A 20799-nucleotide genomic window follows, 5' to 3' on the forward strand; every position below is an offset into this window, starting at 1 on the left:
ATTATGAGATGCGTATTATTAACTTTTGTTTTATTACTTGCTCTTAGACCTATGCATTCGCAAATAAATTTTGCTGATATATTTACTGATAATATGGTTCTCCAGCGGGACCAAACTATTAGAATTTGGGGAATTGCTCCTCCACAATCTAAAATTTCAGTTTATTTTCAGAATAAAGATCAATCTGTGGTCGCAGATGTTAATGGTAAATGGGAAGTAGTGTTTGATGAGGAGCCTGCGAACTCTAATCCTCAGAAACTGATTTTGAAATCTCCCGAACAAACAGTTGCCTTAAAAAATATACTTATAGGTGATGTTTGGCTATTACTCGGTCAATCTAATATGGAATGGCCAATGAGTGGGGAGATACATTTTGAAGAGGAATTAAAAGATGCCGATAACAAACAACTCAGGTATTATAATCCTAAGTATATAGGAAAGAACATTTATGGACAGGACTATAATCAGGATCAAAGAAAAAAATTGGCTGGGGGAGAATTATTCTATGTTAAAAAATGGGAGGAAAGCGATACTTCTTCTTTTAAAACGATGAGTGCTATAGGATACTATTTTGGGAAACAAATTATAAATAAAAAAGGGATTCCGGTAGGCCTTATCAATTTATCTATTGGCGGTGCACCCCTTGAAACATTCATTGCATTAGAAACTTTAAAAGAGAATAAAAAATTTTCTAAGAAAACGGGATCAAACTGGCTTTATAATGAACATCTACCTGATTGGATAAGGGAAAGAGGTCGGGAGAATATCAACGGAAATCAGGTAGAAAATAACTCCAATGGACCAAATCATGCTTATAAACCTGGATTCGCATTTAGCACAGGTATTGCGCCTATTTTAGAAATGCCAATTAAAGGAATTTTATGGTATCAAGGCGAAAGTAACGCCCAGGAACGGGCACGGGTGGAAGAATACCCAGAACTACAAAAACTAATGATAAAGGATTATCGCAAAAAATGGAGAAATCCTGATTTACCTTTTTACTGGGTTCAGTTGTCTTCAATTGATACCATAAATTATGACTCTCACTTTTGGCCTGAATTTAGGGACGGGCAGCGTAGATTACTGGAGGAAATGAAGAATGTGGGAATGGCCGTGAGTAGTGATATTGGTGCCCGTCACGATGTGCATCCACGAAATAAAAAAGCTGTGGGCAATAGGCTTGCGCGATGGGCTTTAAACAAAGAATATGGACAAGATGTTCTGGTCTCTGGTCCCTTGCCTAAAAATGCTATTTATAAAAATGGTAGTGTAGTTGTGGATTTTAAATACATTGGGAATGGCTTAAGCGTTTCCAATGGCAAATCTTTGAGGGGATTTTCAATTGATGGAAAATCGCAAGCACCGGCAAAAATAAAAGGAGATAAAGTATTTATTAAAACTTCAGAAAAACCTAAATTTATCTACTACAACTGGCAGCCCTGGGCGATCGGGAATTTGATTAATTCAGAAGATTTGCCGGCTTCGACATTTAAGATGGAAGTTATGTAAAGTGATTAATCCAAATCAAACAAATAATCTGGGTTGAAGAATTTATCTACAAAACGCTTATTTTATCTCAGTATATTTATTGCTGGATATTTTGGTTTTTTATATCTTAATTATCACATATTTAAGCTTCATTATATAATAATTGGTTTTATAATGGAAATGATAACTATTCCATTAGGGCTTGCTCAGGTGGTTTTGCTTGTTATTGCTTTTCAATATTGGAGAAGGGAGAAATTTTCAATAAAAAGATATTCCTTTTGGGCCTTTTTAATCTTATTTCTTAATAGTTTTTGGACAATTGGATCATTCTTGATATCAAGGACTTAATATTCTCTTTCTAAAATTAACTAATAGTATGAAATTTTTATCCCTCTTCTTTTTAATATTACTACTGGGTTGTACTGTTGATGATCAAAATGATAATGAATTAGAACATGCAGCGGCTATTTTATATTACCAGCCAGACTGTGCAACTATCAATGGCTATATTAATCTAAAACTTTCTGATGAAAAATATGTTTTTCAACATGAAATAGAAGAAGAATTTCGCGCAATGGGTGTAGAAATCAAGGTTGCTTTTAGAAAACATAGCAAATCAGACATTCTAACTAACGAATGTATAACTGCACCAATAATAACTATAACTTCATTAGAAAAACAATAATTTCACAAGTATGTTATAAAATAATATTTATATATGTTATACATAATACAAAATTGTTATCTTTAAGCCAAAATTTAGCATATGAATATTCGGTTGATTTTACTTTTGTTCTTCCTGTGTGGGCAACTAACTGCGCAAACTGAGAAAAAACTTGACTTTAAATGGGATACTATTGCCACGCTTAATGATGATTTAGGCGTAAATGGAGCCTTTTCTGGTATTCATAATGATGCATTTATAGTGGCTGGAGGAGCAAATTTTCCAAATGATCCAGTTTGGGAAGGAGGAGAAAAAGTTTGGTATAATACTATTGAAGTTTTACAAAAATCGAATGATAGCTATAACTGGATTTCAGTAGATGCAAAATTACCCCGAAAACTGGCTTATGGAGCTTCAGTCTCTACTCCCGATGGCTTGTTATGCATTGGAGGAAATAATTCAGATGGTACATTTTCTGAAGTTTTTCTGCTAAAATGGAACCCGAGAGAGAAGAAAATCGAAATTGAAAAGCAGCCTGATCTACCTGTACCTCTGGCTAATATGCAGGCTACAAATATAGGTGATGAGGTTTTTGTTGTTGGAGGACAGGAAGAAAATGGGAGTAAAGCAAGTAATAATTTTTTCTCTTTTAAAAATAATGAATGGCAACGTTTAGAAGATTTACCAGGCCCAGGTAGAATTCAACCCGTAGTGGTTAGCCAGAATAACGGAAAGGCGAATTGTGTTTATGTTTTTAGTGGAACTCATTTCAATCCCGATGCAAATGATCCGAATCAATTTTTGACTGATGTGTATGAATATAATCCGCTTCAAAAGAAATGGAGACAAAAAGCAGATATTCCTACCAATACTACCCCCGGGCTTTCGGGAGGATATATTGGAGCTGCGCCTGCGGTGAAACTTGGGGATGCTCATATTATTATTTTTGGGGGAGCTGGTGGAGAAAATCAACTTTGGAATCAGCGTTTAGAACTTCAGAATGAGTTGGTATCTGTAAGTGAATCTAATTATTCGGAAGCAGAAGCTCGTCACAAATCTGATTCGCTTAAAAAATTAATAGCTAATAATTTTCAGAATACATCTTTCTCTTCCACCATTTGGGCATATCATGCCATTACAGATACCTGGAGTCAAAGAGGGGAGATTCCCGGAAAATCTCCTGTAGTAACCGATGCCGAATTTTGGAATGATGAGATTTTTATTGCTGGAGGAGAGATAAGTCCTGGTGTACGTACCCCGGCCGTTCACAAAATTAGTGTGGAGCCCCACCGGGCAGATTTTGGCTTGATTAATTACATTACTTTATTTGTTTACTTAGCATTAATTGTTGGGCTTGGTTGGTATTTTTCCAGACGAAACAATAGTACAGATGATTATTTTCTGGCTGGGGGGCGTATACCCTGGTGGGCTGCTGGGTTGAGTATTTATGCAACGATGCTTAGTGCAATAACCTATCTTTCACAACCGGCTTTGGCCTATTCTTATGACTGGCAGGCCTATTTAGGTTACTTTACTATTTTGCTTACGGTGCCTATCGTCATTACCTTTTATCTTCCATTCTTTAGAAATTTAAATATTACTACTGCTTACGAATATCTTGAAAAGCGATTTAATATTGCGGTGAGAATATTTGGTAGTGCTTCTTTCGTATTGTTTCAGGTGGCGAGAATGGGGATTGTTGTTTATCTGCCAGCCCTTGCACTGTCTACAGTAGTAGGTTTGGACATCTATACGGCAATAATTATCATGGGTGTTCTTGCAATACTTTACACGGTATTGGGAGGTATTGAAGCTGTAATTTGGACAGATGTTATTCAGGTAATTGTACTTATTGGGGGTCTTATCCTTGGACTTATCTATATAGCCATAGATATTGGGGATGTAGGTTATATTTTTGAAACTGCTTATGCGGATAATAAAATGAAGTTATTCGATTTCCGATTTAGCTGGACTGAGGTCGTAACCTGGTCATTATTTTTAGGTTCTTTTGCATTAAATTTTGCGCCGTACACTACAGACCAGGCAGTAGTACAACGTTATTTAACCACAGCCAATGAAAAGGAATCACGTAAAAGTATCTGGCTTAACGGAATAATTTCCATTCCTGCTGGATTGCTTATCTTTTTAATGGGGACTTTTTTATATGTCTTTTTTAAAGACAATCCTGATTTTATAGTTGTGGGAATGCAAAATGATGGTATTTTCCCATTGTTTATTGCAAATCACCTTCCTCCCGGTGTGGCCGGTCTTGTAATAGCGGGGATTTACTCTGCTTCAATGTCTAGTTTAGATAGCAGTATGCATAGTGTATCAACGGTGGTTACGGTTGATTACTATAAACGCTTTAGTAAAAATTACTCCGAACTTACTGCTATGAAAGTTGCAAAATGGGTAACAATAACGGTTGGGGTAATTGGTACAGCAGTTGCTTGTTTAATGGCAGCTTTTCCCATTGCTTCCCTCTTTTTCTTCTTCCAGGAAGTTGTTGGTTTATTTGGAAGTGCCCTTACAGGTATTTTTATTCTCGGGATTTTCTTAAAAAGAGCTAATTGGGCTGGTACATTAATCGGGGCTTTACTTAGTGTAATTGTGGTTGTTTTTCTAAAATATCAAACTCCTATAAATTTCTATATCTATCCCCTAATCGCAATTCCGGTTTGTGTGATTGGAGGTTATCTGGCAAGTTTGATGATAAAGGTTAAAAGAAATGATAACTCTAAAAACCTGGTTTATCATAAAGGTTTGAAAGATCATAAATTTGAACAATGAAAGGATTTCTAAGCTTATTTTTAATGCTGATTTTTGGAGTTCTAACCGCACAGAATGCTACAGAATTTACCTGGTATAAAGTGGACAAAATGAAGCATGGGGGAAGAATTGATACCGAGACTTCAAATCCATTTCAACGTTTTCCCGACTCTATGAAAAACATTGTGAGAAAACGCGTATGGGATCTATCTGAAAATCCTGCAGGTGTCTATATGAATTTTGAAACTAATACTGATGAGATTATTGTGAAATACGAGGTAAAAGGACCGGTAGAATTTCCGCATATGCCTGCAACGGGGGTAAGTGGAATAGATCTTTATAAACGTGATGAAGGGAATTGGGATTGGGTAAAGGCCAATTATAATTTTGCAGATACTATTTCCTATAAATTTCGGCTAAAAGATACTATAGATTCGACTCAAAATAAGTTAAGATTATATCTCCCATTGTACAATACCGTATCTCATATGGAAATTGGTATTAAAACTAATTCTAATTACAAAGAATCTCCACGGGACCTTACAAAACCAATTGTAGTTTATGGTACTTCCATAACTCAGGGTGCTTGTGCAGGGAGACCGGGTACAGCCTGGACTTCAATTTTATCAAGGGAAATTGGAATTCCTTTATTTAATTACGGTTTTTCTGGAAATGGGCGTTTAGAAGAAGAGGTTCTTAATTTTTTAGCCCAATTAGATGCAGAAGTTTTTATATTAGATTGTCTTGCAAATTTCACATCTGGTCAGGGTTTGAACGCACAACAAGCTAAAATTCGTTTGATAGAAGGGGTTAAAACCATTCGAAAATCACATCCTGAAACACCAATAATTTTAACTGATCATGCGGGATATCCACATGGAGCAGTCCATTATCCTGAAAAAGAAAAGTACCTCGAATTAAATCGATCTAATCGGGAAGCTTTTGAGAAATTAAAAAGAGAGGGATTTGATAATATTTACCTTTTAGGATTTAAAGAGTTGGGGTTAGACCAGGAAGATTTTATTGATGGGGTGCACCCAAATGATGCTGGAATGATAAAATATGCCAATGCTTACCTTCACTTATTACGTAAAGTAATAAATTAAAAATCGCTAAGATTTAGATAAAATTTTTGAAGGTTTAAAATGTTATTCTAGATCAAGGATTTTAGCTTTTACCTCATTGAGATAGCTACGCCCAATAACATATAGAGATCCATTTATTTCCACACTATTGCCTTCCACAGCATCAACTTTATCTACTGATATGGTATATGACCTATGAATTCTTAAGAATTTTTTTTCAGGTAAACTTTCGGTAAAACTACTTAAAGTTTGGTGTACTATATATTTACCAGAACGTGTTATAATTTTGATATAATCTTTTAAGCTTTCCACTACCAGAATATCATTAAGGTAAATTTTCTTCATTTTCTTTTTGTCTACTTTTACAAAAAGATGTTCTGTTTCGGTAGGCTGATTAAGCGATTGGCGTTTTACTTTATCTATCGCCTTTAGAAAACGTGGAAAAGATATTGGCTTCACCAGGTAATCGAGTACATCAAGTTCAAAACTTTTTACTGCATATTCCTGATGAGCAGTAGTTATTATAACCATGGGTTTTTTCTCCAGGGTATTAAGAAAACTAAACCCATCTAAAACCGGCATATTAATATCAAGGAAAAGAACATCTGAAGGATTTTTTCTCAGAAATTCAAGTGCTTCTACAGCATTATTAAAACTAGCTTCAACCTTAATATCTTTAACTTGTGAAAGATGATTCTTTATAACGCTTACCGCCAGAGGCTCATCATCAATAATAACACAGCGTAAACTCATTTAGATTTTAATTTTAATGCGACAATAAAGTTCTCGTCTTTGGAGTATATTTCCAGATTATAATCTTTTTCGGCATAGCCTAAAGCCAAGCGTTTTTTTACATTTTTTATCCCTATGCCTCCGCTTTCCTTTTCCAGCTTATTATTTATTCTTTTGTCTGGTAAGGTGTTGCTTACTTTAAAGTAAATATCTTCCTGTTTCACCTGTAATTTTATAGAAATACATACATCTCCAATGTTCTTACTGGCCCCATGCTTAAAAGCGTTTTCAATAAATGGAATAAATAGCATAGGCGGAATTTTTTTACCCTCAATATCCCCGGTAACTTCCATATTTATTTTTACCTGTTCCCCATATCTAATTCGTTCCAAATCCAGGTAATTCTGAATACAAAGTATTTCTTTATCAAGTGGTTGTTTGTTATCTTTAGTTTCATAAAGTAGATAGCGCATAAGTTCAGAAAGTTTTAAAACAGTTTCCGAAGCTTTTTTAGATTGTTCAAGGCTTAGAGAGTATATATTATTTAGGGTATTGAAGAAAAAATGAGGTGAAATTTGCGACCGTAAAAAACGCAATTCGGTTTGAAGTTGCTCTTTTTCTAATCTTGCGGCCCGTTTGCTTGCACTAAGCCAATCTAAAGTTATTTTTATTGCGGTTACAAAAGAAATCACATAGAACTCTCCCAGCATCATAGTAAGGGCGTAATTAAATGTGAATTCAGAAGTAGCTTCGGGACCTTCAGGCCATACATTATTACTTACAAGAAATAGCGTAAGATAGAACTTAGCCACTACCATAATAAAAATTGATGCTAATAAAATAGTGGAAAAGCTTATAAATCGCCGTTTAAAGATAAATCTTGGAATTAAAAAATAAATGGTGAAATAGCATAAAAACATATGAATAGGAAAGCCAATCAAATTACCTTTAAGTGATAAAGCAAAATCATCGTAATAACTACCCCATCGCAGCGTATTAAAAAGAAAATATATTAACCAAAAAACCAAATGATGCCAGGCAGTAATTTTATAGTCACCCTGGTTTTGAATGGAGAAACCGTTTAAGAATTGTTTTCTGGTAAGCATTTTGATTTTTTTCGCTATTCAGCTTTTGTAAATGGTTGTTGGTCTAAATTTCTTTTTTGTGACGCTGAATATATGAATATTTAGCATATAAGTTAAAATAATGTTTACGTGATCTTAAATAATCGATTTCAAGCCCCAGGAAATTTATTAGTATGTTTTTTGGTTTTAATTTTTGCTTCCTGTGAGCAACGGGAAAAAGAAAAAAATAACTCTGATAAAACTGAAAAATTAACCGCACATGTGGATCCTTTTATAGGAACTGGAGGACATGGACATACCTTTCCAGGAGTGGCTCAACCTTTTGGGATGTTGCAACCTAGCCCAGATAATGGAAGAAGTGGTTGGGACTGGTGTTCCGGTTATCATATATCAAGCGATACCATTGCTGGGTTTAGTCAATTGCACCTAAGCGGTACCGGAATTGGTGATTTAGCCGATTTACTTTTTATGCCGGTTACCCAGGAGATTGATCTTGGCCAGAAAGTAACTTCACAGAAAGATATTCCTTATGCTTCAGAATTTCAACACGATTCTGAAATTGCCATTCCCGGTTTCTATAGTGTTTTTCTCGATAAACCTCAAGTGAAAGTTGAGCTCACAACTTTAGACAGGACTGCATATCATAAGTATGAATTTGAGGAAAACGGCGAACAAAGCCTTATTCTGGATTTGGGTTTTGCCATTAACTGGGATAAACCTACAGAAACCGCTATAAATATTGAAAATAAAACCACAATTAGCGGTTATAGGCACAGTACCGGTTGGGCAAATAACCAGAAAGTATTTTTTGTAGCAGAATTTTCAAAACCAATAACCGATCACCGATTTTTTCAGGATTATCAAGTAGTGGAAGGAGATAAAGTTTCGGGAGAGAAGACTTCAGTGCAATTCTATTTCGATAAAGATTCCGGTCGGGAAATTGAAATGAAGATCGCTGTTTCTTCGGTAAGTGTTGAAAATGCCAAACAAAATTTAGCCCAAGGAGATTTCGATTTTGAAAATATCAAAGAAGAAGCCATTCAAAATTGGGAAAAGGAACTTTCTGGAATAAAAGTAAAAACTCCGCAGGACTCCTTAAAAACAATTTTTTATACAGCACTTTATCACACCAAGCTTTCCCCGGTGGTATTTAGCGATAGCAATGGAGAATTTAGAAAAGAAAATGACAGTATTGTAAAGACCAATTACACAGCATACTCTACGCTTTCTCTTTGGGACACTTTTAGGGCGCAGCAACCCCTACTTACCATAACCAACCCAGATAAAGTTACCGATATTATTAATTCTATGTTGGAATATTATAAGGTTGAAAAATCGCTCCCGGTATGGACGCTTTATGGAAATGAAACCAATACCATGACCGGCTATCATTCAATCCCGGTAATTGCAGAGGCTTACTTTAAAGGAATTGAGGGGTTTGATCCTGAAAAAGCCTTTAAAGCTATGAAAACTACGATGATGCAAGATGCTCGAGGACTAAAAGCTTATAAAGAGCATGGGTTTATCCCATATGATGCGAGTGATGAATCTGTTACTATGACTTTAGAATACGCCTATAACGATTGGTGCGTAGCGCAAATGGCGAAAGCATTAGGGAAAGAAGAAGATTATGAATATTTCTCCAATCGGGCCAAAGCTTATGAAAAGGTTTTTGATAAGGAAACCGGTTTTATGCGCGGAAGAAAAAGCGCAGAAAATTCGTGGAATGAGCCTTTTGATCCAAAACATTCTAACCACCGTGTAAATACAGACTATACCGAAGGTAATGCCTGGCAACATAGCTGGTTTGTGCTTCACGAGCCGGAAAATCTTATAGAATTACACGGTGGGGAAACTGCATTCAACGAAAAACTGGAACAGCTTTTTACAGAAAGTTCTGAGATTACCGGAGATCATATTTCGGCAGATATAACCGGTTTAATCGGCCAGTATGCTCACGGAAATGAACCGAGCCATCATATTGCTTATTTGTTTAATAAAGCAGGGCAACCCTGGAGAACACAATATTGGGTGCGAGAAATTTTAAAAACCCAATATAGCACCAGGCCAGATGGACTAAGTGGAAATGAAGACGCAGGACAAATGTCGGCATGGTATGTTTTTAGTAGTATGGGCTTATATCCTTTTAATCCTGCTTCAGCAACTTATGAAATTTGCAGTCCAATCTTTGAAGAATCAGAAATCCGTTTAAAAGGCGGAAAAACTTTTCGCATAAAGGCTGAAAATGTTTCCGATGGAAATATCTATATACAATCGGCCAGTCTAAATGGAGAAGAGTTCAATCAAACCAATATTTCCCATGAAAAGATTTTAGAAGGAGGAGACCTCGTTTTTAAAATGGGGGCTGAGCCTAATAAAGAATGGGGTACTAAGAAAAGCAGCTCGAACTAATGGCATTTTGGGATGTATTTATAATTATTGTATACGTGGCCGTTACTCTTGGCCTGGGGATTTATGTTTCCCGTAAGGCTTCTAAAGGTCTTGACTCCTATTTCTTAGGTGGAAAAAGCATAAAATGGTACTATTTAGGGCTAAGTAATGGATCAGGAATGTTTGATGTTTCCGGAACGGCCTGGATGGTGGGAATTTTATTTCTATACGGGGTAAAAAGCTTTATGTTTATGTGGATGTGGCCAATCTGGAACCAGATTTTTGTCATGATGTTCCTGGCGGTCTGGATTCGTCGTTCGGGTGTGATGACAGGTTCTGAATGGATCTTAACCCGCTTTGGTGACGACAGGGCAGGAAGGGCTTCTCACCTAATTGTGGCAATTTTTGCTGTAGTAGCGGCCATAGGTTTTATAGCTTATTTTTTTGAAGGTGTAGGTAAATTTATGACTGTAATATTACCCTGGAGTCTGGATTTATTTATTGGCGATTTTTTATTGCTAACATCTGAACAAGCTTACGCACTAATTATAATTTTTCTTACTACTATTTATACCATTAAAGGGGGGATGTTTTCGGTAGTAGCGACAGAAGTTTTACAATATTTAATTATGGTATTAGCAGGAATCCTGATTGCCGGCTATACTTTTTTTGTAATAACCGATGTGGAAATTAGTGCAGCGATTCCCGAAGAATGGAAAAATGTTGCCTTTGGAAATGAACTGGAAGGTTTTTGGAGCGGTAAAAAGGATGTTTTTAATGAACTTATTGATACCGAAGGATATAAAATGTTTGGAGCTTTTATCGGGATGACCCTGTTTAAGGGTTTTTTCGCAAGTGTCGCTGGTCCAACGCCCAGTTATGATATGCAACGTATACTCTCTACCCGAACTGTGAGAGATGCTGCTTATATGAGCGGATTCACAAATTTGGTACTTTTTATTCCGCGTTATTTACTGGTTGGTGGAATCGTGGTTTTGGGGCTTGTATTTCTCGCACCAGAAATTGCTGCGCTGGAAAATTTAAATGGAGGTGATATGGAATTAGTATTACCTCAGGTTATTAATTATGAAGTGCCCGTTGGAATTAAGGGTTTGTTGCTGGCTGGGCTTTTAGCTGCTTTTATGTCAACCTTTTCAGCTTTTGTAAATTCCGGGCCTGCATATATAGTAAACGATATTTACAAAAAATATTTTAAACCTGAAGCTACCGATAAACATTATATAAGGGCGAGCCATATTTCTTCATTTTTGGTGGTAGCACTTGGGGTAATTATGGGCTTTTTTGCCGATTCAATAAATTCAATCACATTATGGATAACCAGTGCGCTGTACGGCGGATATATTGCTGCAAATTTTTTAAAATGGGTGTGGTGGCGTTTTAACGGTTGGGGTTATTTTTGGGGCATGCTCTCCGGCTTAATAATCGCTACCCTACAATTTTTTGTAGATAAGAATAAGGAACATTATATGGAAGGTAGCTGGTTGTTTGAAATTGCGGGTACACCGGCCATTTATCTCTTTCCTATCATTTTTGGGTTTTCCTTATTAGGCTGTATTTTGGGAACCTGGCTAACTCCAGCTACTAATTACCAAACCTTAAAATCATTTTATGAAAATGTACGCCCCTGGGGATTATGGAAACCGGTACGCAAAATGATGGAGCAGGATGGGCATCCGGTAGAGAAGAATAAGGATTTCGGGATAGATATGTTTAATTGTGCGATAGGAATACTTTGGCAATCCAGTATGATATTGATGCCAATTTACCTTGTGGTGCGCGACTTTTATCAGGTGTTAGTTTGGTTAACTGTATTTATTATAACTACGGTAATTTTAAAATTTACATGGTTGGATAAAGTAAAAAATTATAAAGAATAATATGGAAAAATTAAAAAATATTCCCTGGCAGGAGAAACCTGAAAATTGTAATACGGTAATGTGGCGTTATTCAGAAAACCCCATTATAGACCGTTATGCAATTCCTTCCTCCAACAGTATTTTTAACAGTGCAGTGGTGCCTTATAAAGATGGTTATGCCGGAGTATTTAGGTGCGATAATAAAGCGGTGCAAATGAATATTTTTGCCGGTTTTAGTAAAAACGGGATTGATTGGGAAATAAATCACGAGCCTATAGATTTTAAAGCGGGCAATACGCAAATGATAGACTCTGATTATAAGTACGATCCGCGGGTGGTTTTTATAGAAGACCGCTACTGGATTACCTGGTGTAATGGTTATCACGGCCCAACAATAGGTATAGGATATACTTTTGATTTTAAAGAATTCTTTCAGTGTGAAAATGCGTTTTTACCTTTTAATCGGAATGGGGTGTTATTTCCGAAGAAAATTAACGGTAAATATGCTATGCTAAGTAGACCTAGTGATAATGGACACACCCCGTTTGGCGATATTTATATTAGTTACAGCCCTGATATGAAATACTGGGGTGAGCATCGCTGTGTGATGAAAGTTGCTCCATTTGAGCAAAGTGCCTGGCAATGTACCAAAATTGGCGCCGGCCCAATTCCAATTTTAACAGATGATGGCTGGCTTGTATTTTATCATGGAGTAATTGCTACCTGTAACGGTTTTAGGTATTCTATTGGGGCAGCACTCTTAGATGAAAATGAACCTGATAGAGTTAAATACCGTTCTCAACCTTATTTAATGGCTCCAGCTGAGTTATATGAACTTACTGGAGATGTACCAAATGTAATTTTCCCCTGTGCCGCTATACATTCGGAAAAAGAGGATAAATTAGCTCTTTACTACGGCGCGGCCGATACGGTAACTGCAATAGCTTTTGGAAAGCTTCGTGAGATTGTAAATTTTGTAAAAAATAACAGTTTATGATAAAACAATATATTTTTGTTTTAATGGTAATTGGTTTCCTTTTTCAACAGCAAAATTTTGCTCAAAGTAAACAGGTTCCTCGTACCTACGTTGCCCATAAAACTTCAGAGAAGATAATTATTGATGGCAAGGCAGAAGAAACCGCCTGGAAGACTACACCTAAAAGTCAGGATTTCATAGATATTGAAGGTGAAAAAATCCCTACCTATCAAACCAATATGAAAATGCTTTGGGATGAAGATTACCTGTATTTTTATGCGAAAATGGAAGAGCCGCATATTTGGGCTACTTTAAAACAACGTGATACGGTTATATTCTATAATAATGATTTTGAAATCTTCATAGACCCAGATGGTGATACCCATAATTATTACGAGTTTGAAATGAATGCTCTAAATACCATTTGGGATTTATTTATTGTAAAACCTTACCGTGAACCAGCGCCAATTGTGGACAGCTGGGATATTCAAGGCCTCAAATCTCAGGTATATATACAGGGAACCTTAAATGATGCTTCTGATGAAGATGAATTTTGGAGTGTTGAAGTTGCTATGCCATGGGAAGTTCTAAAGGAAGCTAATAGCCACAATGAAATCCCAGAGAATGAATTTTGGCGTATTAATTTTTCTCGGGTAAACTGGGAATTTGATCTGGAAAATGGTACTTATTCCCGGGCCAAAGATGGGAAAGGTGGTTTTAAACACGAATATAATTGGGTGTGGTCACCGCAAGGAGTTATTAATATGCACGAACCGGAACATTGGGGATATGTTTATTTTTCAAACAAAGCTCCTGGCGAAAAAGAGGAATTCAGTATTCCAAATGATGAGAAAATAAAATGGGAGTTATATAGAATGTACCGTGCTCAAAAAACCTATAAAGATAAAAATGGAAAGTGGGCAGGAACTCTTTCAAAAATCAATGGGGATTTTGTACAGGTTGAAGGTGAAAAATTGCAGCCTAAATTAGAAGTCCACAAAACAGGCTGGAATATTTGGGTAGAAAGCCCCTTTACAGGCGATAAACTTCTTATTAAAGAAGATGGAGATTTTATAAAACAAAAAAACTAACCGGTATAAAATTTAAAAAATGAAATATATCTATTATTTATTATTGGCTTTTACAGTTACAGCTTGTGGAAATTCTTCTGCTAAAAATGATTCAGCTGCAACAAAGAAATCTGAAGAAAAAACCAATTCTTCAAACAATGATTTTAAGTATTGGACCTGGATAACAGCCAGTCCCGAAAAATCAGATAAGGAGTATTCAGAAGAATTCAGAAAATATAAAGAAAATGGAATAGATGCAGTATTAATTAATACAGAAGCTGATGCCCAATTGCTTTCAGAATTAGCTCCACTGGCTACAGAACAAGGTTTGGAAGTTCATGCCTGGATGTTTACCGTGAACCGCCCGGGAGATGAAGAAGCTCAAAAACACCCTGATTGGTACGCAGTGAGCAGGGATGGTAAATCCACTTTTGACCAACCACCTTATGTTGGTTACTATAAATGGCTTTGCCCAACCCGGGAAGAATCTAAAAATCATATTTTAAGTTTGGTAGAAGGTTTGGCCAAAGTAGAAGGTGTTGAAAGTGTACACCTGGATTATATTAGGTATTCTGATATCTTTCTTCCTATCGGGTTGCTGCCAAAATATGATTTAGAGCAAAATGAAGAACTTGCTGAATTTGATTTCTGCTATTGTGAGGTTTGTGTAGCTGAATTTGAAAAAGAGCATCATAAAAATCCGAAAGATTTTGATAATCCGGCTATTGATATGGAATGGAAGCAATTCCGTTTGAATAAAGTAAAAGCGATTGTAGATGAAGCTTATAAAATAGCCCACAAGAACGATAAATATTTAACAGCAGCTGTATTTCCTTATCCTGAAATGGCAGATCATATGGTACGTCAACGTTGGGATAAATGGAATGTTGATATGGTTTTACCTATGATTTATCAAAATTTTTATAATGAAGAAATAGACTGGATTGGTTTTGCTACAGGGCAGGGTGTTAAAGATTTAAAGGGTACTAATACTGAATTGCACACCGGGATTTACCTTCCAGAATTAAATGGGGAAGAACTGGTAAATGCTATAAAGTTTGCTTATGAAAATGGAGCAAAAGGAGCAGCATTCTTTGATGGAGGAGCCTTTACTGATGAACATTTTGAAGCACTTAAAAAAGCAAGAGAACTTCTAAAAGAAGAATAATGTATAAATTTAAAGAATACTATATTTCATTCGTGGTCGGATTTTTAGCTCTAGTACTCACAGGGCAGGACCTTTTTTCTCAAAACAAATATTATCTCGATCCTGAAATAAATCAAGAAAATAGGGAGCCTATGCGGGCTTCCTATTTTGTTTTTGAGAACAAATCATTGGCAGAAACAAATAACTGGAAAGATTCTAAAAACTATTTAAATCTTAATGGAGAATGGGATTTTAAATGGTATGAAAGTCCGGGTAAATTACCAAAAAATTTCCATACCCTCAACTTTGATGACTCTTCCTGGAATACTTTTCAGATCCCGTCAAACTGGGAGGTTAATGGTTATGGTATTCCTATTTATGTAAATGCTACCTATGAATTTGAAAATCTAATAGATATTAATCCTCCAAAAGTACCGGTGGATTATAATCCAACAGGGGTGTATCGCCGTACCATTGAAATAGACGAAAATTGGGATCAGAAAGATGTGTTTTTACACGTGGGAGCGGCAAAATCAAACCTTAAAGTTTGGGTAAATAGAAAATATGTTGGTTATGGGGAAGATGCCAAATTACCGCAGGAATTCAATATTACGCCATTTATTAAAACCGGTAAGAACTTAATTGCAATGAAAGTTATGCGCTGGAGTGACGGCTCATATTTAGAAGGGCAGGATTATTGGCGAATGAGCGGTATTACGCGTGACACTTATCTTTTTGCAAGAAAAAAAGTGAGATTGCAGGACTTTGAGGTAAAAACCGAATTGGATGAGCATTACCAGGATGCCATTCTAACTATCGTACCGGGGTTTACAGATCTCCCCAAACGTGACAAACATAGGCTGGAAATTATACTTGAAAGGGAAGATGATAAGTTATACCGGGCTGAAAAGAGAGTAAGCGTATGGCAGGAATCTTCAGAAATTAAAATAGATGTTGAAAATCCCGATAAATGGACGGCCGAGACACCAAATCTATATACACTAAAATTTACGCTAAAAGATAAAAAAGGAAAAGTACAGGAGATTATTCATCAAAATGTAGGCTTCAGGGAAATTCAGATTAAAGATGGTCAATTATTGGTAAATGGTAAGCCAGTACTTTTTAAAGGCGTAAACCGGCACGATACAGATCCTACCACTGGACAGGTTGTTTCTCGCGAAAGAATGTTGCAAGATGTAAAGAGGCTTAAAGAATTCAACTTTAACGCGGTTAGAACTTCACATTATCCCAATGATCCATATTTCTATGAACTTTGTGATAAGTACGGCCTCTATGTGGTTGATGAAGCTAATATTGAATCTCATGGGATGGGTTATGATTTAACCAGAACACTTGCTAATAATCCTAATTGGAAAAAGGCACACCTGGAACGTCTTGAAAGAATGGTTGAAAGGGATAAAAACCACCCTTCAATTGTGATTTGGAGTATGGGTAATGAAGCGGGGAATGGATATAACTTGTATGAGGGCTATACCTGGATAAAAGAACGTGATCCTTCACGGCCTATAATGCATGAACGTGCAATTTTACCTTATCGAAGTAAGGCAGATATGCAGGTTGAATGGAATACTGATATAATTGCACCAATGTATGCCTCTCCCGAGGAGATGTTGGCTTATGTACAAAAAAATCCTGATCCCGATAGACCTTATATTCTTTGTGAATATGCTCACGCTATGGGAAACAGCCTTGGGAATTTTGAAGATTATTGGAAGATAATTCGGAACTACGATACTTTTCAAGGCGGATTTATTTGGGATATGGTAGACCAGTCCATTTATAAAATATTGGAAGATGGTACTAAAATTTTTGCCTATGGGGGAGATTTTGGTCCAGAGGATGTTCCCAGTGCTAATAATTTTCTCAATAATGGCGTGTTTTCACCTGAAAGAAATCCAAATCCACATGCTTTTGAGGTTAAGAAAATTTACCAACCGGTGCGAACAAGTTTGGTGGATGCACAATCTACTAAGATTAAAGTTTTTAATGAACAATTCTTTAAGGACTTATCGGGTGTAAAATTAAACTGGTATTTGCAAGCTGATGGAGAAATTATAGACAATGGCGAATTAAAATCTTTAGAAATTGCACCCAGGGAACTAAAAGAAATCGATTTGGGCTTCCCACTTCCCAATGAAAATTATAATGAGATATTTCTCAATTTAGAATATACTCTTAAAGCAGAGGACGGACTCTTAAAAGAAAATCATGTTCTTTCTAGTGAACAGTTAGCTATTAGAGTGCGAGAGCAGCAAACACTTGAATTTTCAGAAAAAATAGCAATAAAGGTTGAGGATTCAGAAAAGAGAGTAATGTTCAAAGGTGAACGGGTTACTTTTAGTTTTAACAAAGAAACCGGCTTTCTAACAGATTATATTTTTAAAGGGAATAAAGTACTGAAAACAGGTTTTGATTTTAAACCTAATTTCTGGCGTGCACCTACCGATAATGATTATGGGGCCCAACTGACTACCAGGCTGGAAGTCTGGAAAAAGATGAGCGAGCAACCACCATTAGAATCATTTAATTATAAAGAAAAAGATGGAAGTTATATCATTTCAACAAAATATGACCTGGATGAGGTCGCTTCCAGCCTGTATATAGAATATAGCATAAGCGGATCGGGAGAGATAATAGTTAACTATCAATTAAATACCGACCCTCAAAGCGAGAAGAGAAAAATGCCACTAAGAGTTGGAATGGAAATGCAGCTACCATCACAATTCAACCGTTTGGAATATTATGGTAGAGGACCTCACGAAAATTATAAGGATAGAAAAAATTCAGCGTTAATAAAAAAGTACAATCAAACCGTCGCAGAGCAATACTATCCTTACATCCGTCCACAGGAAACTGGAAATAAATCAGACGTCCGTTGGTTAATGTTAGAGGGCAATAACATCAACTTAAAAGTTGAGGGTGAGCAACCGTTTAATATTACTGCGCTACACTATTTAATAGAAGATTTGGATGATGGGGAAAAAAGAGACCAGCGCCACGCAGCCGAGGTAGAACCGCGTGAACTTACCAGTCTGTTTATTGATACGGCACAGATGGGGCTGGGAAGCATTACCAGCTGGGGACATTTGCCTTTGGAAAAATACAGGCTTTTAGATGAAAAATATCACTACCGTTTTAAAATAACTCCTGAAACTAAGTAAGCTATGATAAAAAAGGTTACACTAATTGCACTTTGCTTGTTAATTATTTCGTGTGAAAGTAGCGAGAATATAGTTGGTTCTATTAATATTCAAATAATTCCTGAACCAGAACAAATGAGTCTAAGGGATGGTGAATTTACGTTTAACGAAAACACCAAAATTATAGCCCCCGATTCTCTAAAACCTGTTGCTGAAATTTTAACCGAAAAATTTAGTAGTGCCGCCGGTTGGAAACTTGGTATTACTAATGATAAACCTGAAAAAAATTATCTAATTTTTAAGCTTGATGATAAATTAGAAGAGGAAACATACCTTTTAGAAAGTAATGAAGAAAAGGTAGAAATTACCGCTTCAGGTTTACCCGGCTTTGTATATGGAATTCAAAGTTTAAGACAATTATTGCCTATCGAAATTGAAGAAAATTCTGTGCGGGAAATCGAATGGAGTATACCGCTCGTAAGTATAAAGGACGGTCCAAGGTATAAATGGCGGGGCAGTCATTTAGATGTGGCACGTCATTTTTTTGAAAAAGAATATATAAAAAAGCATTTAGACCGAATGGCTTTTTTAAAGTTAAACACTTTCCACTTTCACTTAGTAGATGATCAGGGATGGCGAATTGAAATTAAGAAATATCCAAAACTTACCGAAGTAGGTGCATTTAGAGTAGATCATGAAGATAAGCATTGGAATGCCAGGCCTACACCACAACCGGGAGAAAAAGCGACATTAGGCGGGTTTTATTCACAGGCAGATATTAAAGAAATTGTGGCCTATGCCGAAGAACTTGGTATTACTGTAGTGCCAGAAATTGAAATGCCGGCCCATGTGATGAGTGCCATTGCAGCTTATCCCGAACTATCCTGTTTTGAAAATGAAATTATGGTACCCTCTGGAGGGGTGTGGCCAATTACTGACATATATTGCCCCGGAAAAGAAAATACCTTTGAGTTTTTAGAAGACGTTTTACTGGAAGTAATGGAATTATTTCCCTCTAAATATATTCACGTAGGTGGTGACGAAGCAACTAAAACCAATTGGGAAAAATGTCCCGATTGCCAGGGCAGAATGCAGGAAGAAGATCTGGCGAATGTTGAAGAGCTTCAAAGTTACTTTATACAACGAATGGAACAGTTTATTAGTTCTCACGATCGAGTTTTAATTGGTTGGGATGAAATTTTAGAAGGTGGATTGGCCCCAGGAGCAACCGTTATGAGCTGGCGAGGAGTACAGGGAGGATGGGAAGCTTCAAAACAAGGGCATGATGTTGTAATGACACCTGGGTCTCATATGTATTTTGACCACTATCAGGGAGATCCCGATACAGAGCCTATGGCCTTTGGAGGTTATACCACGCTTAGCAAAGTTTATGAATTTGACCCCATAGTAGATTCTATGTCCATAGAGCAAAAGAAGCATGTGCTTGGAGGTCAGGCGAATTTATGGAGTGAATTTATAGATAGCCCCGGTCATTCTGAATATATGTTATTTCCCCGACTGGTAGCGCTTTCTGAAGTAGTATGGAGTCCAAAAGAAAAAAAAGATTGGAAGATATTTTCAGAAAAATTAAAACAAAATATCCTCCCACGTTTAGAGGCAATGAATATTAACTACGCCAAAAGTGCATTTGCCGTTACCGCAGAAACCGAAGTAGATTTAGATTCTGAAAGTTTAAAAATAAGCCTGGAAAATGAATTTCCCAATACCGAAATTAGATATACTTTAAATGATAATACCTTAAATGAATCTTCCAAAAAATATACTCAGCCCCTGGAGATTTCTGAAACCACTAAACTTAAAGCAGCTGTTTTTGAAAATGGAAGACAACCCAGTGCAGTTTTGGAAAAAACTTTTAGTTTTCATAAAGCTGTGGGAAAAAAAGTAAGGTATGAGCCCATCTATCACGATAGTTACAAGGGACCGGAAGATGTGGGCTTGGTAAATGTACTTCGTGGAAGCTTAAACTTCCATGATGGCCAGTGGCAGGGATGGTTAGTAGACGATGTGAGAATTGATATAGACCTGGATGAGTTAACAGAGATTAATAAAGTAAGTGTGGGAGCGATGGAAAATCAGGGATCTGGTATTTATTATCCATTGAAAGTTTCTGTATCCATCTCAGAGAATGGAAATAACTACCGTTCTATAGGTAGCATTTCGCGCGAATTTAAAGAAAACGGAAATCCGGAATTAAAAGATTTCAGTATAGAATTGGAGGAATCTGTAGAAGGAAGGTTTATTAAAGTAGAAGTAGATAACCTGGGTCATTCACCAGGAGGAGGAGATTCCTGGCTGTTTTTAGATGAAATAGTTGTTGAATAATTAAAAAGAGT

The 20799-nt window shown here is 36.5% G+C and carries 13 protein-coding genes; 11 read left to right on the forward strand and 2 right to left on the reverse strand.

Annotated elements, in window-relative coordinates; translation table 11 throughout:
• Window positions 1-3 precede the first annotated feature (3 nt).
• The 4 genes from AO058_RS10045 (at window position 4) to AO058_RS10065 (ending at window position 6027) form a co-directional block, all read left to right on the forward strand.
• Entirely contained in the window at window positions 4-1509 is a 1506-nt protein-coding gene (locus tag AO058_RS10045) for a sialate O-acetylesterase (protein WP_075326327.1), read from the forward strand.
• Window positions 1510-1864: 355 nt separating this feature from the next.
• Window positions 1865-2173 (forward strand): hypothetical protein, encoded by a 309-nt coding sequence (locus AO058_RS10055; RefSeq protein ID WP_075326330.1) that lies wholly within the window; start codon window positions 1865-1867, stop codon window positions 2171-2173.
• An 81-nt stretch (window positions 2174-2254) separates the two neighbouring features.
• Window positions 2255-4942, forward strand: a complete 2688-nt coding sequence (locus AO058_RS10060) for a sodium:solute symporter family transporter (RefSeq protein ID WP_075326331.1) — start codon at window positions 2255-2257, stop codon at window positions 4940-4942.
• Window positions 4939-6027, forward strand: coding sequence for an SGNH/GDSL hydrolase family protein (locus AO058_RS10065; protein ID WP_075326333.1), 1089 nt, complete (start codon window positions 4939-4941; stop codon window positions 6025-6027). The genes AO058_RS10060 and AO058_RS10065 overlap by 4 nt, the downstream gene beginning before the upstream one ends.
• A gap of 42 nt (window positions 6028-6069) precedes the next feature.
• On the opposite strand, the gene AO058_RS10070 is transcribed toward AO058_RS10065, so the two are convergent.
• Complete coding sequence (locus AO058_RS10070) at window positions 6070-6759, reverse strand: LytR/AlgR family response regulator transcription factor (RefSeq protein WP_075326334.1); 690 nt, start codon at window positions 6757-6759, stop codon at window positions 6070-6072.
• The gene (locus AO058_RS10075) at window positions 6756-7844 is read right to left on the reverse strand and encodes a sensor histidine kinase (RefSeq protein WP_075326335.1); all 1089 of its coding nucleotides are present in this window, start codon (window positions 7842-7844) and stop codon (window positions 6756-6758) included. The genes AO058_RS10070 and AO058_RS10075 overlap by 4 nt, the downstream gene beginning before the upstream one ends.
• A 159-nt stretch (window positions 7845-8003) precedes the next feature.
• On the opposite strand from AO058_RS10075, the gene AO058_RS10080 reads away from it, so the two are divergent.
• Genes AO058_RS10080 through AO058_RS10110 form a run of 7 tightly spaced genes read left to right on the forward strand, consistent with a single transcriptional unit; the run spans window position 8004 to window position 20788 of the window.
• A complete protein-coding gene (locus AO058_RS10080; RefSeq protein WP_093302454.1) occupies window positions 8004-10235 on the forward strand; it encodes a GH92 family glycosyl hydrolase in 2232 nt (743 codons plus the stop codon).
• Complete coding sequence (locus AO058_RS10085) at window positions 10235-12112, forward strand: sodium:solute symporter family protein (protein WP_075326339.1); 1878 nt, start codon at window positions 10235-10237, stop codon at window positions 12110-12112. The genes AO058_RS10080 and AO058_RS10085 overlap by 1 nt, the downstream gene beginning before the upstream one ends.
• A 1-nt stretch (window position 12113) precedes the next feature.
• Window positions 12114-13088 carry a glycoside hydrolase family 130 protein gene (locus AO058_RS10090; RefSeq protein ID WP_075326341.1) on the forward strand — a complete coding sequence of 325 codons (975 nt, stop codon included), beginning with the start codon at window positions 12114-12116 and terminating at the stop codon, window positions 13086-13088.
• Window positions 13085-14158: a carbohydrate-binding family 9-like protein gene (locus AO058_RS10095; RefSeq protein ID WP_075326343.1), complete on the forward strand. Its 1074-nt coding sequence runs from the start codon at window positions 13085-13087 to the stop codon at window positions 14156-14158. Before AO058_RS10090 ends, AO058_RS10095 begins: the two co-directional genes overlap by 4 nt.
• 19 nt (window positions 14159-14177) lie before the next feature.
• On the forward strand, window positions 14178-15305 hold the full coding sequence (locus AO058_RS10100) for a family 10 glycosylhydrolase (protein WP_075326344.1): 1128 nt from the start codon (window positions 14178-14180) through the stop codon (window positions 15303-15305).
• Window positions 15305-18466 (forward strand): glycoside hydrolase family 2 TIM barrel-domain containing protein, encoded by a 3162-nt coding sequence (locus tag AO058_RS10105; RefSeq protein WP_075326346.1) that lies wholly within the window; start codon window positions 15305-15307, stop codon window positions 18464-18466. Before AO058_RS10100 ends, AO058_RS10105 begins: the two co-directional genes overlap by 1 nt.
• A 3-nt stretch (window positions 18467-18469) precedes the next feature.
• Window positions 18470-20788 carry a glycoside hydrolase family 20 protein gene (locus AO058_RS10110; RefSeq protein WP_075326348.1) on the forward strand — a complete coding sequence of 773 codons (2319 nt, stop codon included), beginning with the start codon at window positions 18470-18472 and terminating at the stop codon, window positions 20786-20788.
• The last annotated feature ends 11 nt before the right edge of the window (window positions 20789-20799 follow it).

The sequence above is a fragment of the Salegentibacter sp. T436 genome (assembly GCF_001932675.1).
Classification (GTDB): domain Bacteria; phylum Bacteroidota; class Bacteroidia; order Flavobacteriales; family Flavobacteriaceae; genus Salegentibacter; species Salegentibacter agarivorans.